Annotated in this window: 19 protein-coding genes and 1 tRNA gene; 7 read left to right on the forward strand and 13 right to left on the reverse strand. The window is 70.1% G+C overall.

Annotated elements, in window-relative coordinates; all coding sequences use genetic code 11:
• Positions 1-198 precede the first annotated feature (198 nt).
• Positions 199-600, forward strand: a complete 402-nt coding sequence (locus tag Psi01_RS09850) for a hypothetical protein (protein ID WP_204063648.1) — start codon at positions 199-201, stop codon at positions 598-600.
• A gap of 53 nt (positions 601-653) precedes the next feature.
• Positions 654-881: a hypothetical protein gene (locus Psi01_RS09855; RefSeq protein ID WP_204063649.1), complete on the forward strand. Its 228-nt coding sequence runs from the start codon at positions 654-656 to the stop codon at positions 879-881.
• A 66-nt stretch (positions 882-947) separates the two neighbouring features.
• Here Psi01_RS09855 and Psi01_RS09860 read toward each other — a convergent pair whose 3' ends face one another.
• From Psi01_RS09860 to Psi01_RS09885, 6 genes are all read right to left on the reverse strand, one after another.
• Positions 948-1,715 carry a group II truncated hemoglobin gene (locus Psi01_RS09860; RefSeq protein ID WP_204063650.1) on the reverse strand — a complete coding sequence of 256 codons (768 nt, stop codon included), beginning with the start codon at positions 1,713-1,715 and terminating at the stop codon, positions 948-950.
• A gap of 113 nt (positions 1,716-1,828) precedes the next feature.
• A tRNA-Met gene (locus tag Psi01_RS09865) sits at positions 1,829-1,905 on the reverse strand.
• Between the two features lie 89 nt (positions 1,906-1,994).
• Positions 1,995-4,961 (reverse strand): UPF0182 family membrane protein, encoded by a 2,967-nt coding sequence (locus Psi01_RS09870; protein WP_239127389.1) that lies wholly within the window; start codon positions 4,959-4,961, stop codon positions 1,995-1,997.
• 259 nt (positions 4,962-5,220) lie between these two features.
• A complete protein-coding gene (locus Psi01_RS09875; protein WP_204063652.1) occupies positions 5,221-6,270 on the reverse strand; it encodes a YlbL family protein in 1,050 nt (349 codons plus the stop codon).
• A gap of 95 nt (positions 6,271-6,365) precedes the next feature.
• Positions 6,366-6,791, reverse strand: a complete 426-nt coding sequence (locus tag Psi01_RS09880; RefSeq protein WP_204063653.1) for a molybdenum cofactor biosynthesis protein MoaE — start codon at positions 6,789-6,791, stop codon at positions 6,366-6,368.
• A 126-nt stretch (positions 6,792-6,917) separates the two neighbouring features.
• Positions 6,918-7,991, reverse strand: a complete 1,074-nt coding sequence (locus tag Psi01_RS09885) for an NAD-dependent epimerase/dehydratase family protein (RefSeq protein WP_204063689.1) — start codon at positions 7,989-7,991, stop codon at positions 6,918-6,920.
• Between the two features lie 79 nt (positions 7,992-8,070).
• On the opposite strand from Psi01_RS09885, the gene Psi01_RS09890 reads away from it, so the two are divergent.
• From Psi01_RS09890 to Psi01_RS09900, 3 genes are all read left to right on the forward strand, one after another.
• Positions 8,071-9,381, forward strand: coding sequence for a zinc-dependent metalloprotease (locus Psi01_RS09890; protein WP_239127391.1), 1,311 nt, complete (start codon positions 8,071-8,073; stop codon positions 9,379-9,381).
• A gap of 49 nt (positions 9,382-9,430) precedes the next feature.
• A complete protein-coding gene (locus Psi01_RS09895) occupies positions 9,431-9,976 on the forward strand; it encodes an NUDIX hydrolase (protein ID WP_204063654.1) in 546 nt (181 codons plus the stop codon).
• A gap of 86 nt (positions 9,977-10,062) precedes the next feature.
• The gene (locus Psi01_RS09900) at positions 10,063-11,067 is read left to right on the forward strand and encodes an endonuclease/exonuclease/phosphatase family protein (protein ID WP_204063655.1); all 1,005 of its coding nucleotides are present in this window, start codon (positions 10,063-10,065) and stop codon (positions 11,065-11,067) included.
• Positions 11,068-11,112: 45 nt separating this feature from the next.
• Here the strand turns inward: Psi01_RS09900 and Psi01_RS09905 are convergent, their stop codons facing one another.
• The 3 genes from Psi01_RS09905 to Psi01_RS09915 all read right to left on the reverse strand — a co-directional run bounded on the left by Psi01_RS09905 (position 11,113) and on the right by Psi01_RS09915 (position 13,214).
• Positions 11,113-11,757 (reverse strand): glycosyltransferase family protein, encoded by a 645-nt coding sequence (locus tag Psi01_RS09905; RefSeq protein ID WP_239127393.1) that lies wholly within the window; start codon positions 11,755-11,757, stop codon positions 11,113-11,115.
• On the reverse strand, positions 11,754-12,287 hold the full coding sequence (locus tag Psi01_RS09910; RefSeq protein ID WP_204063657.1) for a M48 metallopeptidase family protein: 534 nt from the start codon (positions 12,285-12,287) through the stop codon (positions 11,754-11,756). Before Psi01_RS09910 ends, Psi01_RS09905 begins: the two co-directional genes overlap by 4 nt.
• 141 nt (positions 12,288-12,428) lie before the next feature.
• Entirely contained in the window at positions 12,429-13,214 is a 786-nt protein-coding gene (locus Psi01_RS09915; RefSeq protein WP_204063658.1) for an enoyl-CoA hydratase/isomerase family protein, read from the reverse strand.
• A 375-nt stretch (positions 13,215-13,589) separates the two neighbouring features.
• Between Psi01_RS09915 and Psi01_RS09920 the strand changes: the two genes are divergently transcribed.
• Complete coding sequence (locus tag Psi01_RS09920; protein WP_204063659.1) at positions 13,590-14,690, forward strand: ThiF family adenylyltransferase; 1,101 nt, start codon at positions 13,590-13,592, stop codon at positions 14,688-14,690.
• Positions 14,691-14,737: 47 nt separating this feature from the next.
• Positions 14,738-16,102, forward strand: a complete 1,365-nt coding sequence (locus Psi01_RS09925; RefSeq protein ID WP_307819228.1) for an ABC1 kinase family protein — start codon at positions 14,738-14,740, stop codon at positions 16,100-16,102.
• A gap of 401 nt (positions 16,103-16,503) precedes the next feature.
• Here the strand turns inward: Psi01_RS09925 and Psi01_RS09930 are convergent, their stop codons facing one another.
• From Psi01_RS09930 to Psi01_RS09945, 4 genes are all read right to left on the reverse strand, one after another.
• Positions 16,504-17,241, reverse strand: coding sequence for a phosphotransferase family protein (locus Psi01_RS09930; protein ID WP_204063660.1), 738 nt, complete (start codon positions 17,239-17,241; stop codon positions 16,504-16,506).
• An 883-nt stretch (positions 17,242-18,124) separates the two neighbouring features.
• The gene (locus Psi01_RS09935) at positions 18,125-18,319 is read right to left on the reverse strand and encodes a hypothetical protein (protein ID WP_204063661.1); all 195 of its coding nucleotides are present in this window, start codon (positions 18,317-18,319) and stop codon (positions 18,125-18,127) included.
• A gap of 61 nt (positions 18,320-18,380) precedes the next feature.
• Positions 18,381-18,650 carry a WhiB family transcriptional regulator gene (locus tag Psi01_RS09940; RefSeq protein WP_203873588.1) on the reverse strand — a complete coding sequence of 90 codons (270 nt, stop codon included), beginning with the start codon at positions 18,648-18,650 and terminating at the stop codon, positions 18,381-18,383.
• Positions 18,651-18,783: 133 nt separating this feature from the next.
• Positions 18,784-19,092: a hypothetical protein gene (locus Psi01_RS09945; RefSeq protein WP_204063662.1), complete on the reverse strand. Its 309-nt coding sequence runs from the start codon at positions 19,090-19,092 to the stop codon at positions 18,784-18,786.
• Between the last annotated feature and the right edge of the window lie 84 nt (positions 19,093-19,176).

The following is a 19,176-nucleotide window of genomic DNA, read 5'->3' on the forward strand; positions in this document are numbered from 1 at the left end:
AGGGTGCGGGGACTCGCCCCGCAGGAAGAACATTAGCAGGACTCCGGCGTCCCAGAGACAACTTGCCAACCATCCCCGGGGCTCAAGCGTCCCAAACCTGTCGGAGCGCGCAACCAGACGTCAAGCCATCCGCAATCGGGTCTGGATATGAATAGGCACGAGGGTCAGAACTCTGACCCCGCCACGGAGGTGACCACCATGACTCGCTCGGAGTTCGACGACATCCGCGCGCACATCACTGCGGAGGCCGATCGCCCCGGCGACCTGCTCCGAGTCGCCCGATCCCTGCTGGACGACCTGGAGGTCGCGAGGATGCGCGAGGCCACTCTGCGCGCCTACTATCTGCGCCTCCTGACCGCCGCACGGGCGACGGTCGCCGCGCAGCGGGCGGGCTACCCGGAGCCTCTCACCTTCCTCACCGACGAGCTCGCCAAGCGTGGCCAGTTGCCGGGGACCGAAGATGAGGTGAACCGGGTACTGGCCGATGCGCACACCGCGGCGGCTCTGCTGGCATGCCTGGAGCAGAGCCCGATGAGGACGACGGGCTCCGCGCCTCGTGTCCGGAAGTGTGCAGGTAGTGGCCGTACTCTCCCCCACTGAGGCATTCCTCATCGTTGACCTGGCCTTGAACTGATATCTGCAAGACTCCAGGCATGTGGCAGCGGGGGATGAACTGGACGGCGACCGTCCTCGTGGGCGGCTTCGGGATTCTCTGGCTCGGCGTCATGGTCTTCGCGGCCGAGCAACTCTCGATGTGGGCCCGGATCGGCCAGGCCTTCCTGGGGGTGTTCCTCATCGGCTGGGCCTTCTACAAGGCCGGCCTGCTGCTGCGCCGTACCGAGCCGAAGTTCACCCCCAGGCACCGCCGGGTCAGGGCCTGAGCACGCGCCCTTCCCACTCCGAGGCTCACTCGCGGGCCCTGAGGCACTGAGCCTCGCCCCGCGCACTCAGTCCTTCGGGATGTACGGCGGCGCCACGCCCCAGCCCCAGTGCGGCACCGGAGCCCGGGTCGGCGGGGCGGCCCCCGGCTGGGAGTTGGCGAAGGCCAGCCGCGTCCCCCACTCGATGTAGCCCAGGAAGGCCGCGCGGAACTCCGGGTCGCCCGGCAGGCCCACCTCGTCGGCCGCGTCGAGGAGCAGGTTCACCCAGCGTCGGCGCTGCGGCTCGGTGATGCCCTTGCCCAGGTGCTGCGAGAGCATGTGCGGATAGCCGCCGCGTTCGCGCGTGTAGCGGTCGGGGCCGCCGAAGACCTCCCCGAGCCACATGGCCACATAGCGCGGATGCCCGGGGTCCATGTGCGCGAAGAGCGGGCCGATCAGCTCGTCCTTGCGCACGAGCCCGTAGAAGGTCTCGGTGAGCCGGTCGAGCGCCTCGGCTCCGCCGGCCCAGTCGTAGAGCGTGGGCACCGAGGAGCCCTGACCCCGGACTCCGGTGGGCTCGTAGTGGCGCATCTCCTCGATGTCCGTGACATAGGGCCGGATCTCCGCGAGGAACGCCGGGAAGTCGGGGCCCTTGCGGAAGCCCTGAAGGTGGTCCTCGGCGGAGGTCCAGGTGATGCGCAGGACGTAGCAGGCGGGCTCCTCCACGCACCGGGTGAGCTCGTAGTCGACGCACTGGAGGGCGTTCGCCAGAGGGACGGCCGCGCGCCGGTAGGCGGCCTCGAACTCCTCGGCGCGGTCGGCGGGGATGCGGTAACGGATGTACTCGACGATCATCGGTCCACCCTTCGGGGGCGATTCGGGTCGATCACATGTAATCATGTAATCGCGATCATGGGTACCCCGGAAAAACAAAAGGCCCGGATCTCGATGAGATCCGGGCCTTCCCGTGGTAGCGGGGACAGGATTTGAACCTGCGACCTCTGGGTTATGAGCCCAGCGAGCTACCGAACTGCTCCACCCCGCGTCGGTGTGTGTCTCAACACTACCGGCCTTCGGGGATGGATGCGAATCGATTAGCCTCGCGCCCTCCTCGGAACCCTCACGGGAACCCTCCTAGGAACTCGGTGACGGTGACGCCGCGGGCGTCGCCGACGGGCTGGGAGTCCCGGACGGGGACGGGGTCGCACTCGCCGTGGGAGACGGTGTGGCCGTCGGCGAGGCGTTGGACAGGTTCACGCCCTCCAGCTTCTTCAGCGCGTCGGCCAGCTTCTTCTGCGCGTTGCCGTACGCCACCCAGTCCGGCGGGTTCTTGGTCAGAGCCGTCTGGGCCTCGTTGTAGGCGGCCTGCGCGTCGTCGATTGCCTTGGCCAGCTCCTCCTCGGACAGGTTCGGCTGCTGCGGTGTGTCCGGCTGATCCGGCTGGTCCGGCTGGCCGTTGTCGGGCGTGGTCGGCAGCCGGTCGGCGTCGGCGAAGACCTGCTTCAGAGCGTCTTCCAGGGTGTTGGCCGAACCCACCTTGCTGCCGTATCCCACCAGCACCCGGCGCAGGATCGGGTACGGCTCCTGGCCGGAGCCTCCCGCGATCTCCACGTAGACCGGCTCGATGTAGATCAGGCCGCCGGCGAAGGGCAGGGTCAGCAGGTTGCCGTACCGGACCTTGGACTGGCCCAGGCCCAGCACGTTGAGCTCACCGGAGAACTTGTTCTGGAAGTTGTTCTGCACCTGGCCCGGACCGGCGACCGTCGTGTTGGACGGCATGCGCAGGATGCGCAGCTTCCCGTAGTCGTCTCCCGGCGTCGCGTTCACGGCCATGAACGCCGCCAGGTTGGGACCCTGGCGCGGCACGAACGTGGTGGTCAGCGAGAACGACGGGTTCGGCGAGCCGGGCATCTTGACCGACAGGTAGTACGGCGGCTGCTTGACGTCCCCGCCCGACGGGTCGTTCGGGACGTTCCAGAAGTCCTGGCCGCTGTAGAAGGCGTCCGGGTCCTCGATGTGGTAGCGGGACAGCACGTCGCGCTGGACCTTGAACAGCGCCTCGGGGTAGCGCAGGTGCTGCTCCAGGCTGTCGGAGATCTCGCTCTTCGGCTTGATGACACCCGGGAACGCGTTGGTCCAGGTCTTCAGGATCGGGTCCTTCTCGTCCCAGGTGTACAGGTTCACGGTGCCGTCGTAGGCGTCCACCGTGGCCTTGACCGAGTTGCGCATGTAGTTGATCTGGTCGCGCGGCTGCTGCACCACCAGGCGCGGGTCGGTCACCGTGTCCCGCGTCATCGCCTCCAGGCTCTTGCTCTCGGAGTAGGGGTAGGCGTTGGAGGTGGTGTAGGCGTCGACGATCCAGACCACCCTTCCGTCCACGATGGCCGGGTAGGGGTTGTTGTCCAGGCTCAGGAACGGGGCGACCTTGGCGATGCGCCGGGCGGGGTCGCGCTCGTACAGGATCTTGGACTTGTCGCTGATGTCACCCGACAGCAGCAGGTTGATCTCGCCGTACTTGGCCGCGTAGAGCATCCGGTTGAAGAACGAGCCGACGGGCACGCCGCCCTTGCCGGTGTAGGTGGTGTTCTTCTGGCCGGTGCCGGTGCCGTTGTTCTCGGAGAACGGGTAGTCGAGCTCCTGGTTCCGGTCGCCGCCCACGATGGAGTACTCGGCTCCGGAGGGGTGCTCGCCGAAGTAGATCCGCGTCTCGGTCAGCTTCGTCTGGTCCACCAGGGGGCCGGTGACCGGCATGTCCTTGGCGGTGAAGTTGGGCAGGCCCTCGGCGTCGACCTCGTTGCCCGGCGCCGCCACGAACCCGTAGCCGTGGGTGTAGACCAGGTGGCGGTTGATCCAGTTGTCCTGCTCCGCCGGAGGTCCGCTGAGCTCTCGCACAGCCACCACGGTGTCGCGCATGTTGCCCGTCGCCGGGTCGGGGTAGCGGTCGACGTCGAGCTTGTCCGGGAAGTCGTAGAAACCGCGGATGCGCTGCTTCTGCTGATAGGTCTTGCCGACCAGGTTCGGGTCGAGCAGTCGCACGCCGGAGACGGAGCTGTCGGCGCTGACGTTGGCGTTGTTCGCCTCACCCTGCGCGTCGTAGGGGATGACCTCGGAATCCTTGATCCCGTAGGCCTTTCTGGTGGCCTCGATGTTTCGGGCGATGAACGTCTTCTCGCGCGCCTGCTCGTTCGGCTTGACCTGGAACTGCTGGACCAGCGCCGGGTAGACCCCGCCGATCAGGATGGCCGACAGCACCAGCAGGCCGAAGGCCACGCCGGGCAGCATGCCGCCGGGCCGTACGACACCGGCGAAGAACAGCGCCGCGCAGATCAACGCGATGATCGCCAGGATGGTCTTGGCCGGCAGCACCGCGTTGACGTCGGTGTAGGAGGCGCCGTGGACGAACCCCCGGTCGGAGAAGACGAGTCCGTACCGGTCGTACCAGTAGGCCACCGCCTTCAGCAGCACGAACACGCCGAGCAGCACCGACAGGTGGGCGCGGGCCGCCCGCGAGGCGTGCACGCCGGGCGACTGGAGGCGGAAACCGCCGTACAGGTAGTGCACGATCGCGGCCATGACGGCCGACAGCACCACGGCGGTGAACAGGAAGTTCAGCACCATCCGGATGAACGGATAGGTGAACATGAAGAAGGAGATGTCCTCCTTGAACTGCGCGTCGATCTCGCCGAACGGCACGGCGTTGACGAACTCGAGCCAGGTCTTCCACTGGCCGCCGAACGACGATCCCGCGAACAGCGCCAGCACCGCGATGCCGATCAGGAAGATCAGCTTGCGGTGCGGGTCGAGGGCCATCCGGTAGCGGTCGGCGCCGCTGGCGCCGCCGAACATCCCGGGGCCGAACATCGGCCGCATCCGGTAGGCCAGCAGCATGTTGCCGCCCACGATGCCGACCATCACCACCGCGCCCACCACGAAGAGCAGGATCTGAGTGACGATCACGCCGGAGAACACCGCCGTGTAGTCCACCGAGTCGTACCAGAGGTAGTCGGTGAAGATACCGGCGAAAAGGAAGAAGAGCGCCACGATCGCGATGAGCGCGATCGCCACAGGAAGCAGCAGTCGTGGCCGGCGGGGCAAGCGCATCGCCCTACCGGCTCCGGGGGTCCGGAAGCTCAAGGCCAACCCCTTGTCATAAGAGCACGGTCCGTGTCTGGCAACCTACACCGGTGAGGGTCCCGTCGCGCTCAGCCGCTCGGTGCGGTCCTCGTACGGTGCCCACAGGTGCCGGTCTAGTACGGCTAACGCGCGGGGGGCCGGATCGGTGCCCGTTCACGGCACGGGTTCCGGCAGGACCGGCGGACGGATTCCGTCATGACCGGCGCGGCGCCGGAGCGACCGGTGCTCAGCCGGCGGAGCAGGCGGGCAGCGCCGCCTCTGAACCCGTGCGCACCGCGTCCATGGCCTGGACGGCGCCGTGGAGCGTCTCGACCTTGATCAGCCTGAGCCCGTCGGGGACCGCGCCGAGCGCCTCGGCGCAGTTCTGGGCGGGGGTCAGGAAGAACGTGGCCCCGGACTCGCGGGCGCCGACCATCTTCTGCTGGATGCCGCCGATCGGGCCGACCCTGCCGTCGGGAGTGATCGTCCCGGTCCCGGCGACGGACTTGCCGCCGGTCATCGCTCCGGGGGTGAGCTTGTCCATGATGCCCAGGGAGAACATCATCCCCGCGCTCGGCCCGCCGACGTCGCCGACGTTGATGTTCACGCTGAACGGGAACCGGTAGGTGATCCCCATGTTGATGCCGACGATGGGAGTGCCGTCACCGGCCGCCGCGGTCGGGACGGTGACGGTCATCTCCTTGCCGCCGCGCTTGACGACGAAGGTGACCTGCTCGCCGACCTTGTGCTTGCGGACGGCCGCGGAGACGGTCTCCCGGTCCTTGCCGGGGACGCCGTCCACCGAGACGATCTCGTCTCCCTGGGTGAACTTCCCGTGCGCGGGCAGGCCCTTCTCCGTGCCCGCCACGGTGATGATCGAGGTGAAGGGGATCTTCAGCTCCGTCAGCGCCGCGGCGGTCGCGTCGTCCTGGGAGTTGGTCATCTCCTGGGTGTTCTGCTCCTCGACCTGCTCGGCGGTGGTCGCCGGAGGGAAGATCGTCTCCTCGGGGACGACCGCGATGGTCGGGTCGAGCCAGCCGCGCAGCGCGGTGAACAGGTCGATCCGGCTGCCCGGCCCGCCCTGGTAGGCCACCGTCACGAGGCTGATCTCGCCCTCGGTCGGGTAGGTCTCGCGCCCGGTGATGCTGATCACCGGCTTGCCCTTCACCTGGCCGATGGTGTTCTCGGTCGGCCCGGGGCTCAGCACGACGTACGGCACCGGCACCAGGGTGCCCACCACGCCCAGGGCGAGGGTGAGGAAACCGGCCACCATGAGGGTCAGCGCACGTCGGGACATGAAAAGCAGCCTATGCGGTCGTAGCGGCTGGAAGCGGACGGCATCGTGCGGTGTGGGGGATCTTCACGGGAAGATCCTTCCCATCCGGCGGGGAGTCACTCGCAGGCGCCGACCCATTCGGTCGAGCCGTCGGCGAAGATCTGGTTCTTCCAGATCGGGACCTCGCTCTTGAGGTCGTCGATGAGGCGGCGGCAGGCGGCGAACGCCTCCGCGCGGTGCGGGCAGGCGACCGCGACGATGACCGCGATGTCGCCGAGCCGGAGGTCGCCGACCCGGTGGACCGCGGCCAGGGCGGTGGCCTGGAAGTCGGCCGCCACCTTGCCCGCGACCCGGCGCAGCTCGTCTTCGGCGCTGGGGTGGGCGGAGTAGGACAGCTGCGTGACCGGCTTGCCGTGGTCCTGATCGCGCACCGTGCCGATGAAGAGCGCCGTGCCGCCGGCGGCGTGATCGCCTACCGCGGCCAGGACCTCGTCCACCGAGAGCGTCTCATCACGAATACCCAGCAACCGGATGACATCCACGCGGAAAGACTACCGCCCCGAAGCACCCGGGCTCCGGGGCGCGTTCCCGTCGCGTCTCCGCTCCCGCCCCGCCCCGTTCTCCCCCTCCGTTCCCGCCCCGTTTCCTCCCCCGCGCTCCCCGTGCTCCTAGGTGCGGCGCTTCTTGCGCGCGACGCGCACGATCGCGGCGGTGCCCAGGACCGCGACGGTGGCGCCGGCCGCGGTGAGCGTCGCCTCCTTGCCGGACAGGCGGCGGCCGACGACCGCGTGCTTGCCCTCGCGCAGCTCCAGCAGCTGGGTCAGGGCGGCCTCGTTGGTCCACTGGGGCTTCCAGCCCGCCGTACGCAGAGCCGCGCAGTCGACCACCCACGGGTAGACGACGTAGTGCAGGTCGGTGGCCGGGGCCGGGGTGATGCCCAGCCGGTGCAGGCGCTGGGCGGTGCCGAAGGTCAGCCCGGCGGGCAGTTCGAAGCGGCGCAGCCCGGAGATCTCCTCCACCTGCTCCTGCTCCAGCCAGCCCTCGCCGCCCACCGCGACCACCCCGGAGACCGTGCCGAGCGCGGCCAGCTCCAGGGCGGAGACCAGGTCGTCGACGTGGCAGAACTGCCAGCGGGGGCTGCAGCCCTTCACGGTCAGCAGCCTGGGCGCCTCGAAGTGCCGGGTGACCACGTTGTCCACACCCGGGCCGACCAGGGCCGCGGGGCGCAGCACGGTCACCTCGAGGCCGGGATGGCTGCGCAGCGCGCGCCGTACCAGAGCCTCGATCTCCAGGTGGTCGCCGACGACCCCCGTGTCCAGCTCGGCCGCCACCGCGGAGTCCTCCGGCAGCGGGACCTCGTTGTCGGGCGCCGCGCCGTACACCATGGCGCTGGTGACCAGGACGACGCGCCGGACCCGGGCGGCGGCGCTGGCGGTGAGCACCGTCTGGGCGGCGCGCAGGTTGTAGGCACGCCGCTCCGCGGCGTCGGACCCGAGTGCGCAGTCCGTCGCCAGATGGACGAGGACGTCGATGTCGGATATCCGGTTCGCCAAGAGCGGATCCCGGATGTCGAGCACCCGCCACGTGACGTCGGGCACGTCGCCGCGCTGCTCGTCGATGGCCACGACTCTGCGGAAATCCGCAGACGAGGCGACCTTCGCGAGAAAGGCGCGGCCTATGCCCGAGGCCGCGCCGGTGACGGCGACGACCGGTGGCCGGAGGCGTTTCGAGGTAGGCACCAGGTCCTCACTTTGCACTGATCCGCCGTCCGACGGATAACGTGGCGGATGTGGACTCCTCCATCCTGCATGAGGTAGAGCGGTGACTGACTTGCCAGGTCGGGAAAACGACCCCAACGAGAACCCGTTCGCCATGTTCGGGAACCCGGAGCAGATCGCGGCGGCGATGCGCCAGTTCGCCGACATGCTGTCCGCTCCGCAGAGTTCCGGTCCCGTCAACTGGGACATGGCGAAGAACATCGCACGGCACACGGTGGCCGCCGAAGGCGACCCCAGTGTCGTGGAAGGCGAGCGGCGTCAGATCGTCGACGCTCTGAATCTCGCCGACCTGTGGCTCAACGAGGCCACCGCGCTCCCGAGCGGTGTGGGCAACCCCCAGGCGTGGAGCCGGTCGGAGTGGATCGAGAAGACGGTCCCCGTCTGGCAGCAGCTCTGCGACCCCGTCGCCGCCCGCATGGTGGAGACCATGGGCGGCACGCTCGGCGCCGCGGGCCTGCCCGCCGAGGCCCAGGCCATGGCCGGGCCGCTGATGGGCATGATGAAGCAGATGGGCGGCATGATGGTCGGCCAGCAGATCGGCCAGGCCCTCGGCTCGCTCGCCCGCGAGGTGGTCGGCTCCACCGACATCGGCCTGCCGCTGTCGGGTGACGCCGCCCTGCTGCCCGGCGGGATCGCCGCGTTCAGCCAGGGCCTGGAGATGCCAGCCGAGGAGATCCGCCTGTACCTCGCGCTGCGCGAGGCGGCCCACCACCGGCTGTTCCAGCACGTGCCGTGGCTGCGCGCCCACCTGCTGAACGCCGTGGAGGAGTACGCCAGGGGCATCACGGTGGACGTGTCCGGGCTGGAGGAACAGCTGCGCGGGCTCGACATCAACAACCCCGAGCAGATCCAGGAGATCCTGGGCGGGGGCGCCCTGCTCAAGCCCGAGGAGACCGAGCAGCAGAAGGCCGCACTGAGCCGTCTGGAGACCACCCTCGCCCTGATCGAGGGCTGGGTGAGCACCGTGGTCACCGGTGCCGCCGCCGGCAAGCTTCCCTCCGCCGCCGCCCTGGGTGAGACGGTACGGCGCCGCCGCGCGACCGGCGGGCCCGCCGAGCAGACCTTCGCCACCCTCGTCGGCCTCGAACTGCGGCCGCGCCGCCTGCGTGAGGCCGCCGCCCTGTGGCAGGCGCTGGAGGCCGACCGCGGCGTCGACGGCCGCGACGCGGTCTGGAACCACCCCGACCTGATGCCCACCGCCTCCGACCTCGACGACCCGGCGGGCTTCGTCCGGGGCGAGCCCGAGTTCGACCTGTCCGGGCTGGAGGCCTCCCTGCGGGAGTCCGCGGGCGAGAACGAGAAGAAGGACGGCGAGGAGAAGAAGGACGACGGCGAGGAGGGCCGCGGCGCGTGAGCGTGCGAGTCGAGGGGCGCGGCCGCGCCGCAGGACCGGCGGGAGCCGAGTGAGCCTGCACGCGGACGCCCGGGCCGTGCTCGGGGGGTGGACGGCGCCGACCGCGCAGGAGGAGCTCCTGCGCAAGGACTTCCTGGAGCACCTGCACGCCAACGAGGACGGGATGTACCGCGAGTGCGTCCCCGGCCACCTGACGGCCACGACGGCGGTGCTCTCCCACGACGGCGAGATGGTGCTGCTGACGCTGCACGGCAAGGCCAGGATGTGGTTCCCGATGGGCGGCCACTGCGAGCCCGCCGACCTCTCGCTGGAGGGTGTGGCCCTGCGGGAGGCCACCGAGGAGTCGGGGATCCCGGGCCTGCGCCTGCTGCCCGGGCCCCTGGCGCTCGACAAGCACCGCGTCTGGTGCCACCAGCCGTTCAGCCACCACCTCGACGTCGAGTACGGCGCGGTCGCCCCGGCCGGGGCCGAGGCGGTGATCAGCGAAGAGTCGATGGACCTGCGCTGGTTCCCGGTGGACGAGATCCCCGACCCGACCGACGAGGCCACCCGGAGGCTGGCCCGGCGCGCCCGGGACGTCCTGCTTTCCGGCTAGGTGCGCCGAAGTTGGACCGTTTTACACGCGTTTCACGTGATGCCGGTTATGGTCGTGCTCACAGACGACGAGTGAATCGGGGCAGCGTGAGTGTGGACATCGCGTCGAGCAGGAGCGTCGGCGGCACGATCGTGACGCCTCCCCGTCGCCGCTGGCGCGTTCCCACCGCGCTGGCCTGGGCGGCGGTGGCCCCGTTCGCCGCCTGGGCGGTCGCCCGGGTGGGCGGTCTGGAGCGGGACTCGCTGACCACGCAGCTCATGACCGCGACGCCGTACGCGGCGGCGGGCTCGCTGGTGCCGGTCGTCTTCGGCCTGCTCGCCCGCAACCGCGCGGCCACCGCCGTCGCGCTGGTCACCACGGCCGCGCTCGGCTTCAGCGTGCTGCCCCGGGCCGTCGGCTCGGCCGAGGCCGCCGGGTCCGGCGCGCCGCTGCGCGTGCTGAGCCTCAACATGTTGTTCGGCCACGCCGAGACCGACGCCGTCATGGACCTGGTCAAGCGGTTGAAGCCGGATGTGCTGAGCACGCAGGAGCTCACGCCGGGGATGGTCGAGAAGCTCGACGCGTCCGGGATCGGGGAGATCCTGCCGCACCGCGTGCTCCAGGACGAGTGGAGCGCCGGAGGCAGCGGCCTGTACTCCCGGTATCCGATGACCCCGCTGGAGAACCTGTTCCAGGCGATCGGGCACAACATGCCCGCCGCCGTCATCACGGTCCCGGGGGTCAAGCCGATCGAGTTCGTGGACGTGCACCCCTACCCGCCGCTGGGCAACCAGGTGCACGACTGGACGGCGGCCATCGAGGCCTTCCCGCCGGCCGCGTCCGACAGGATCCGCATTCTCGCCGGCGACTTCAACGCCAGCCTCGACCACGTGGTGATGCGTCGCTTCCTGGACCAGGGGTACGCCGACGCCGCCGACCGGGCCGGCAAGGGCCTCGTCCCCACGTGGCCGGCGGGCAGGAGCATCCCGCCGATCATCACCATCGACCACGTCGTGGTGGACGAGCGGGTGGGCGTGAACGAGGTCAGCGTCCACACCGTGCCCGGCACCGATCACCGCGCCGTCTTCGCCGACCTGCGCCTGCCCTTCTGAGGGGACGGCCTTCGGGGGAGACGGCTTGCTCTTGTGGGAGAGCGGTCAGCCGTACCTTCCCGTGGCCAGCAGGTCGCGGGTGTTGTCCCAGCCCTCCAGGCCCGGGTCGAGGCGCCCGATGTCGCCGGGGACGCGCAGGCGGTGCCAGCCGGGGCCGGCGGCGACCATGCGGCGGCCGGGAGCCGAGGCGCGCAGCGCCTTGACCGGGTCGGCGTCGTCGAGGCCCGCTCCGGCCCACTCGGGATAAGGCAGGTGGGCGGCCACCGCCACGGCCCCGCCCCCGTCGGCGGGGCAGACCGCGATCCTGGCGCGTCCCAGCTCGCGGAAGAGCTTGCCGATCAGCAGCGGCGGCAGGTCGGGCGCGTCCCCGCTCAGCAGGACCGCCTGCCCGCCGTCCGGCAGGGCCTCGGAGAGCGTCGCGAAGGCCGCCGTCACCAGAGCGCCTCCGGACAGCTCGGGATCGACGGGCAGCACCGGCGTCCCCGGCCAGACGATCTCTTCCATCCCCGGCACACTCGTCACGAGCACGGGCGTCACGAAGTCGAGCCCGGCGGCCACCTCGTAGCTGTCCTCGGCCACAGCCGTCAGGAACTCGCCGGGGTCGACGCCCGCCGGCGCGGCGTCCGCGATCGCGGGCGTGACGAGGACCGCGACCAGCCGTCGATCCGCGGCCGGAAGCTCCTCAGTCACCATTCTTCAGGTGCCCCGCTGTCTTCCGCGGCGCCGTTGGAGGCCATCGAGAACCCCTCCAGGAACCCGCGCGCCCGCTCGGCCCGCGGATAGTTCTCGACCAGCGCCCAGAACCGGGGACCATGGCTGGGCACCAGCAGGTGCGCGAGCTCGTGCATGATCACGTAGTCGACCACCCACGCGGGCATGCCCCTCAAGCGCGTGGAGATCCGGATCGTCCCGTGGTCGGGGGTGCACGAGCCCCACCGGTGATGCTGGTTCTCGACCCATCGCACGCTCACCGGCCGTGCCCTGTTGTCGAGATAGCGTGCCGACAGCTCGTTGGCCCGGTCGAGGAGGCCTTGGTCGGAGGGCCTTCTGCGTTGCTCCTTGGCCGCCAGTCTGTCGAGCATCCGGCGTACCCACTGCTCTTCATCGGTCCTGCTCAGTCCGTCTGGAAGCAGCACGATCGTTTTCTCGCCGTCGCGGTACGCGGAAACGGTCCGCCGACGACGAGAACTCCGACGGACCTCGACTGTCTCGGGGGGCACATATGCACGGTAGCCGAGAATGGTGAATCACCACCAGAGGGGAGAACACGTTCCTGCTGGTCAATCCCCGTTCGTTGATTGTTCTTCCAGACCGATCGACTATGGGTCCGGCTTATCGAATTAACCGGGATATCCGCTGTCTCACGAGTTCCCGAATCGCGGGGCCCGCCGTTCTCTCTGCGCCGCGAGCCCTTCACGCATGTCGTCGGAGGTCATCGTGACCGGCTGCGCCAGGGATTCCCAGCGCAGTGCGGCCTCCAGATCCGCGTGGCCGCCGCCGGCGAGGGCGAGCTTGGTGAGCCTCGTGGCGATGGGGGCGTTGGCCGCCGTCCTGGCGGCGATCGCCAGCACCTCCTCGAGCAGGGACTCGCGGGGGAAGGCACGGGTGACGAGCCCGACGGAGGCGGCCTCGGCGCCGAGAACCGTGCGCCCGGTCAGGAGCATCTCCCTGGCCACGCCCACCCCGGCGACCCTGGGCAGCAGGTAGGTCGCGGCCATGCCGGGGTGCAGGCCGAGCGAGGTGAAGGGGACCAGCAGTTTGGCGTCCTCGGCCGCGTAGACCAGGTCGCACGCGAGAGCGAAGCAGAACCCGGCCCCGACGGCGGCGCCGTTGACCGCGGCGATGGTCGGCACCTCCAGGTCCGCGATCGACAACCACGTCCGGTAGAAGGACAGCATGCGCTCACGCAGGACGGGGACGCTCTCCGCACCCCGCTCGGCCAGCCAGGACAGGTCCCCCCCGGAGGAGAAGGCGCCCCCGGCGCCGGTGACGACGACGCACCGCACATCCCGGTCGCGGCGCAGCTCGGCGATGGTCCGCCGCCACTGCTCGGTCATCCCGTCGGTCATCGCGTTGCGCCGGTCGGGACGGTTGAGAGTGAGCAACACCACACCGTCGTCCCGCCGCTCCACCAAGAGCTCATCCATGCGGGCGAGCGTAGTGGACCCGAGATCGCCGCCACGGGCGCCCCGGGCGGTCATCCGGCGGCGGGGTCATCCGGCGGCGGGGTCGTCGGCGGCGGGTTCATCCACAGGCAGGGTTCATCCACAGGCGGATCGCCCACGGCCGGGTTGTCCACAGGCAGGTGGAGAGCCCCTCCGTGCCCGGTGGGGCCGTGGCACGCTGACACCTCCCCGGCGCCACCGGTGCGTCGCCCCCGCAGAAAGGCATCCGCATGAGGTGCTGTCCGACCCCTCGCAGGAAGGCGATCCCATGAGGTCCTGTCCGGAGCCTCGCACGGAGTCTCCATATGAGATCCCGCAGGAGGCCGGTCCCGTGCGGTCCCGTGGGAAGGCGGTCGCATGAGGCCTCGCCTGAAGCCCGCGCTCCGGCGGGTCGTCCGTGACGAGCGCACCCTGCAGTTCGGCGTGCATCCCCGTCGCGCGGTCGTGCTGACCGATCTCGAACCCCGGGTCCGGCGCTGGGTCGAGAGCCTGGACGGCACGCGCGACCTGGACGCGGCGCTGGCGGGTGCGGCCGCCGCCGGCCTCGGCGGAGATCGCGGCCGGGCCCTGCTCGGCATGCTGACCGACCGGGGAGTCGTCGACGACGCCGGGGCGGCCTCGCGGCCGGCGCGCTCCATGACCCTGGCCGAGCGCGACCGGCTCCAGCCCGACCTGGACGCGCTGTCCCTGGCCCCCGGCGTGACCGACGGCGGGCTCGCCGTCCTTGAGCGCAGGCGCGCCGCCCAGGTGCGGGTGTACGGCGCCGGCCGGGTCGGCGCGCAGATCGTCGCCCTGCTCGCCGCCTCCGGAGTCGGGCAGCTCTGCGTGGTCGACCCCGGTACGGCGCGCCCGCAGGACCTCGTCCCCGGCGGGCTCACCCGGATCGAGCCGGGCATGAGCAGGCAGGACGGCGCGGTGGAGCTGGCCAGGCGCCTGTCCCCCTCCGTCACCGCGTGGACCGGGGAGACCGCCGCCCACCTGTCCGACGGCGCCAGGCGCCCCACGCTCGTGGTGCTCGCACCGGTGACGCCGCTGGACGGCCTGCTCGTGCGCGATCTGGTGACGTGGCGGATCCCGCACCTGCTGGCGACCGCCTTCGAGGGGTTCGGCTCGGTCGGCCCGCTGGTGCTGCCGGGGCAGAGCGCGTGCCTCGACTGCCTCGACCTCGCCCGGCGCGACCGCGACCCCGGCTGGCCCGTGGTCAGCGCCCGCCTCGGCGGGTTCCCGGCAGGGGAGATCGCGTGCTCCACCGCCCTGTCCTCGCTGGTGGCGGCCATGGCGGCCGGTCATGCGCTTGCTCAGATAGATGGGTATGAGTCCTCTGTGACAAACGGCACAATAGATGTAATGCCTGATTGGAGATGGAAGAAGGCATCCTGGAACGTTCATCCTCAATGTCGTTGCTTCCGAAACGAGTTGGGTTCGCTGACAATGGTCGCGTCGGCACCCTGCCGTTGACAGGCACCACAGCGAAGGGAGGGAGCGGCGTCTCGCTAACGGGAGGCATGCCGCGAACCGAGGTGAGTGACCTTCCGCGTCGCGCAGTCACGCGCTCCGCCAAGCTGGCGGCCCTGCCCATCGGGTTCGCCGGTCGCACCGCCCTCGGCCTGGGAAAACGCATCGGAGGAAAGTCCGCCGAACTCGTCGCTCAGGAGATCCAGGAGCGTACGGCGGAGCAGATATTCAAGGTTCTCGGCGAGCTCAAGGGCGGGGCGATGAAGCTCGGCCAGGCTCTGTCGATCTTCGAGGCCGCCCTGCCTCCCGAGATCGTCGCCCCCTACCGCGCCACCCTGACCAAGCTTCAGGACGCCGCTCCGCCGCTCCCGGCCAAGACCGTGCACAAGGTGCTCTCCGAGCAGCTGGGTGACGACTGGCGCGAGCACTTCCAGTCGTTCGAGGACCACCCGACGGCGGCCGCCTCGATCGGCCAGGTGCACAAGGCCGTCTGGCACGACGGGCGCACGGTCGCGGTGAAGATCCAGTACCCGGGGGCCGGCAAGGCGCTGCTGTCCGACTTCAACCAGCTCGCCCGCCTCGGCAAGCTCTTCGGGGTGCTCCTGCCCGGACTCGACATCAAGGCCGTCCTCGCCGAGCTGCGCGAGCGGATCGTCGAGGAGCTCGACTACCTCCAGGAGGCCGAGGCCCAGCACGCCTTCGCCCTGGAGTTCAAGGACGACCCCGACTTCCTCGTCCCGGACGTCGTGGCCGCCAACGAGCAGGTGATCGTCTCCGAGTGGGTGGACGGCACCCCGCTCTCTCGGATCATCGCCCAGGGATCCCAGGAAGAGCGCGACCGGGCCGGTCTGCTGTTCGTCCGGTTCCTGTTCTGCTCCCCCTCCCGGGTCGGCATGCTCCACGCCGACCCGCACCCGGGGAACTTCCGGATCACCGACGACGGCCGGCTGTGCGTGCTCGACTTCGGCGCGGTCAACCGGCTGCCCCAGGGCTACCCGCCCGCCTTCGGCAGGCTGACCCGCATCTTCCACCAGGGCGACATGGACACCGTGATCCAGGGTCTGCGCGACGAGGGCTTCATCCTTCCCCACATCGAGGTGGACCCCGAGGCCCTGCGGGCCTTCCTGGCCCCCTACGTCGAGCCGACCGCGGTGGAGGAGTTCAGCTTCAGCCGCGAATGGCTGCAGCAGCAGGCCGCCACCGCCACCGACCTGCGCCCCGGCAACGTGGTCCGTCAGCTCAACCTGCCGGTGTCCTACGTCCTCATCCACCGCGTCCACGCGGCCGGCGTCGGCGTCCTGTGCCAGCTCGGCGCCACCGCCCGCTTCCGCGACGAGGTCGTCCGCTGGGTCCCCGGCTTCTCCGACGAATTCCCTGACCAGGACACCCCGTCCGACGACACCCCCGAGGAGTGAACCCGGGCCGCCCCCGGGATCCCGGAAAGGACGGTCACGCAGCGCCCGGCGAAACCCGCTCACGGAGCGGCCGGGCGAGACCGGTCGCGCGGTGGCGGGCGCAGTGGACGGGCGAGGGACACTCGCGCTGCGGCGAAAGCGGTGGGCGGGTGAGAAACGCCCGTCCCGTGGTGAGCGAGCGAGAGGCACTCGTGCCGTGACGGATGGGTGTGAGACGCCCTTGCGGTGGCGGGCGCAGTGGTGTCGGCGTACGGGTTCCGCTGCAGAGACAGGTACGTATCGACGCACAGAGATCGCAAGCCCGAGGTACGGGGCGTCGCCGATCACGCCTGCCGGTCCTCGCGTCAGCCTCTACGCCTGGTCACGGGCGCGTCCGCGTGGTCGTCGAGCGTGTGCGGAGCTCACATGCGGGCTCGCAGTACGTCGAACTCGCAGCCGGGCAGGGACGGGTCGAAGCCGTTCTCGATCAGCGAGCGGGCCGCCACCAGGCTTCGCCATGACCACCACCCGCGGATCACATCAAGGTCGACGTGGGTGCCATAGCCGACGACCACGTCGTCAAGGTGCTCCTCGTGTCCGAGCGTCAGGACGGCGAGGTCGTACAGGGCATCGCCCGGGGCCGCCTCGGACCAATCGATCACACCGGTGATCTCGTCATCGTCGACGAACACGTGGGCGATCTGCAGGTCGCCATGGATGAACACCGGTTTCCACGGCCGCAGCACAGCCTCAGCAATCTGGCGGTTACGGATGACCACGTCCGCGGGAAGGAGGCCGTTGCTGACGAGCCACGCGCATTCGCCGTCGAGGCGCGATGCGATCTCCTCCAGGCGCCGACCGGGCCATGGCGGCAGGGGCGCGTCGTGCAGTGCCCGCACGGCCGCACCCGCCGCGGCCCACGCCGCCGACGACGCGGGCGACGGCTCGCCGAGGCGACCCAGCGCCATCCCCGGCAGGGCAGCGAGCGCGAGCACGGGTGGCTTGCGCCACAGGACCTGCGGAGTCGGGATCGGCGCCAGAGCCATCGCCCTGACCTCGACGTCGGTGCGCGTCTGATCGACGTCGATCTTCAGGAACACATCACCCACGCGCAGGGTCGCTCGCTCGCCATGGGCGACGACGACCTCGATCTCCGCCATGCCGGCCATTATCGGGAGACGTTCACCGACGTCACAACGGGTTTACCGGGTGCTACCGCCCGGCTGACCATGTTCCCCCGGCCTACGACCTCGTGCACGATCCCGGCCGCCGGCGGGCCGGACGCCGCCGGACGACGCGTCGGGGCCTGGGCACGTGGATCGTGAAGCCCAGCGGTATGCCGCCGGGTCCGTGACCTCGACTTGCCCGAGGCCGTCGGCCGGGTGATGTCGCCGATCATCGCTGTGTACGTCCAGGCGTACCCGACTCTGCACCGATACCTGTACGCCGACAGGTGGGCGCGGTGGAGAGACCTGAAACGCTCGGGCAGCGGTAGGTGGAGTGGACATGAGAAGAGGGATGCCTCGTGTGATGAGGCATCCCTCTTCGTCATCCCGGCCGGGCCGGTGGGCCCGGGGTCGGTTCGGCCAGGTGCTCGGGGGAGCCGGACTCGGCTGAAGCCCGGCTCCGTCGAGCTTGCGGCGTCTCTGCCGGGCCCCGTCGGGCCCGTTGTCCGGGTGACCGCTGTCGACCCCGGGCCGCGGATCCCGTTCGATCCCCGGCCCGGGGGACGTGGTCGGTCCCCGGTGCAGGAAACGCCCATCACTTCCCGGCCCGGCCTCGGGAAAACATCGTTTTCCGAGGCCGGATCCCGGTTCCGGGGAGGCGGTGCGTGGGGTGGACTGGGGGCAGCCCGCGGGGGCACCGTCCCGCCGGGGCGGGAGAGGTGATCCGCGGGCTGCCTGTGGAGATGGTGCCCTCTGTTTCGGGGGGCGGCCTGTGGGGGCCGCCTTCCGGGTTCCCGTTCCGGGGTCCGGAGGGGGGAACCGGGTTCTGGATGGTGATCAGTGGGCCCGTGCCGGGTGGGGCACGGGCCCGCAGGGATCAGACCAGGCGCAGGAGGGCGTGGCGAAGGCGGACGGAGGCGCGTTCAGCGTCGCGTCGGGCGCGCTGAAGACGCTGGATGCCGGCGGCCCGGCGGTACTCCGCCGCCTCGCGGTGGAGGGTTCGTATTCGGTCGCGCACCAGTTCTTCTTGGATAGACGGTGCGTCGAGGCTCCAGGTGGAGAAGGAGTTCATCGGGGTGGTCCTTTCAGGACGTTTCAGGTTTGTCGGCTGGTGAAGCTGGTGAATCGGTCGGTCAGGCAGCGACCGGGGTCTTGCGAGGACGTCCACGCGGGCGCTTCCGCGGAACGATGACGCCCCGCAGGATGAGCTCGCCGCCCCAGACGCCCCACGGCTCCTCGCGCTCGAGCGCGCGGGCCAGGCAGGCCTGCTGGATCGGGCAGCCTCCGCAGAGCGCCTTGGCGAACTCCACGTCCTCCGGAGACTCGGCGAACCAGAGGTCGGGGTCGGTACGACAGGGGATTGCGGCTTCGTCGATCAGGTCCATGACCGTCTTGGCCCCCATCTGTGTCACCTCTCTGTTGGTATTGATCTTTTGGACTACCTCGTGGGTGGGGGTCAGGGATGATGCGGCTAAATAAGTAAGGCCGCGGATCCTGTCTGCGGATCCGCGGCCTGAAGGCTCTCCCTCTGTCAGGTCAAGTGACCTGAGGGTGCCTCCAGGGTTGCGGACCACGCAGTCCACCCTTGTTGGGGATGTGCTTGGTCTGCTGTGCGCCGTAGCCGCCGATTTCCGGGGCCGGGACAACCAGGGCGCCGTTCACCGCCGGGAAAGCGGCGGAAACGGCCTGACGGCTGGCCTGGATCTGGAAGAAGACGGACTTCTCCTGCCGAAGCCGGGCAGCCGGTGCATCCGCGAGGATGACCCGACCGGCACAGGCGGGCAGGGTCGTGCCAGTGCATGCGGAAGTGAGCCCCGTCAGGACCGGCATCATGTTGATCTTCACAGCGGACTCACCTCCATTCGTGGACCGTCGGACAGGACTGTCCGACTTGCTTGACCATGACCCTAAACCCGCCCCCCGGGAACG

It is taken from the genome of Paraplanobispora siamensis, assembly GCF_016863175.1.
Lineage (GTDB): Bacteria > Actinomycetota > Actinomycetes > Streptosporangiales > Streptosporangiaceae > Planobispora > Planobispora siamensis.

Excerpts from the sequence above, each read along its gene's own strand:
- Psi01_RS09850 (WP_204063648.1), top strand. The coding sequence starts at position 199 with ATGACTCGCTCGGAGTTCGACGACATCCGCGCGCACATCACTGCGGAG.
- Psi01_RS09855 (WP_204063649.1), top strand. The coding sequence starts at position 654 with ATGTGGCAGCGGGGGATGAACTGGACGGCGACCGTCCTCGTGGGCGGC.
- Psi01_RS09860 (WP_204063650.1), bottom strand. The coding sequence starts at position 1,715 with ATGATCGTCGAGTACATCCGTTACCGCATCCCCGCCGACCGCGCCGAG.
- Psi01_RS09870 (WP_239127389.1), bottom strand. The coding sequence starts at position 4,961 with ATGCGCTTGCCCCGCCGGCCACGACTGCTGCTTCCTGTGGCGATCGCG.
- Psi01_RS09875 (WP_204063652.1), bottom strand. The coding sequence starts at position 6,270 with ATGTCCCGACGTGCGCTGACCCTCATGGTGGCCGGTTTCCTCACCCTC.
- Psi01_RS09915 (WP_204063658.1), bottom strand. The coding sequence starts at position 13,214 with ATGGATGAGCTCTTGGTGGAGCGGCGGGACGACGGTGTGGTGTTGCTC.
- Psi01_RS09920 (WP_204063659.1), top strand. The coding sequence starts at position 13,590 with ATGAGGCCTCGCCTGAAGCCCGCGCTCCGGCGGGTCGTCCGTGACGAG.
- Psi01_RS09925 (WP_307819228.1), top strand. The coding sequence starts at position 14,738 with ATGCCGCGAACCGAGGTGAGTGACCTTCCGCGTCGCGCAGTCACGCGC.
- Psi01_RS09930 (WP_204063660.1), bottom strand. The coding sequence starts at position 17,241 with ATGGCGGAGATCGAGGTCGTCGTCGCCCATGGCGAGCGAGCGACCCTG.
- Psi01_RS09935 (WP_204063661.1), bottom strand. The coding sequence starts at position 18,319 with ATGAACTCCTTCTCCACCTGGAGCCTCGACGCACCGTCTATCCAAGAA.
- Psi01_RS09940 (WP_203873588.1), bottom strand. The coding sequence starts at position 18,650 with ATGGGGGCCAAGACGGTCATGGACCTGATCGACGAAGCCGCAATCCCC.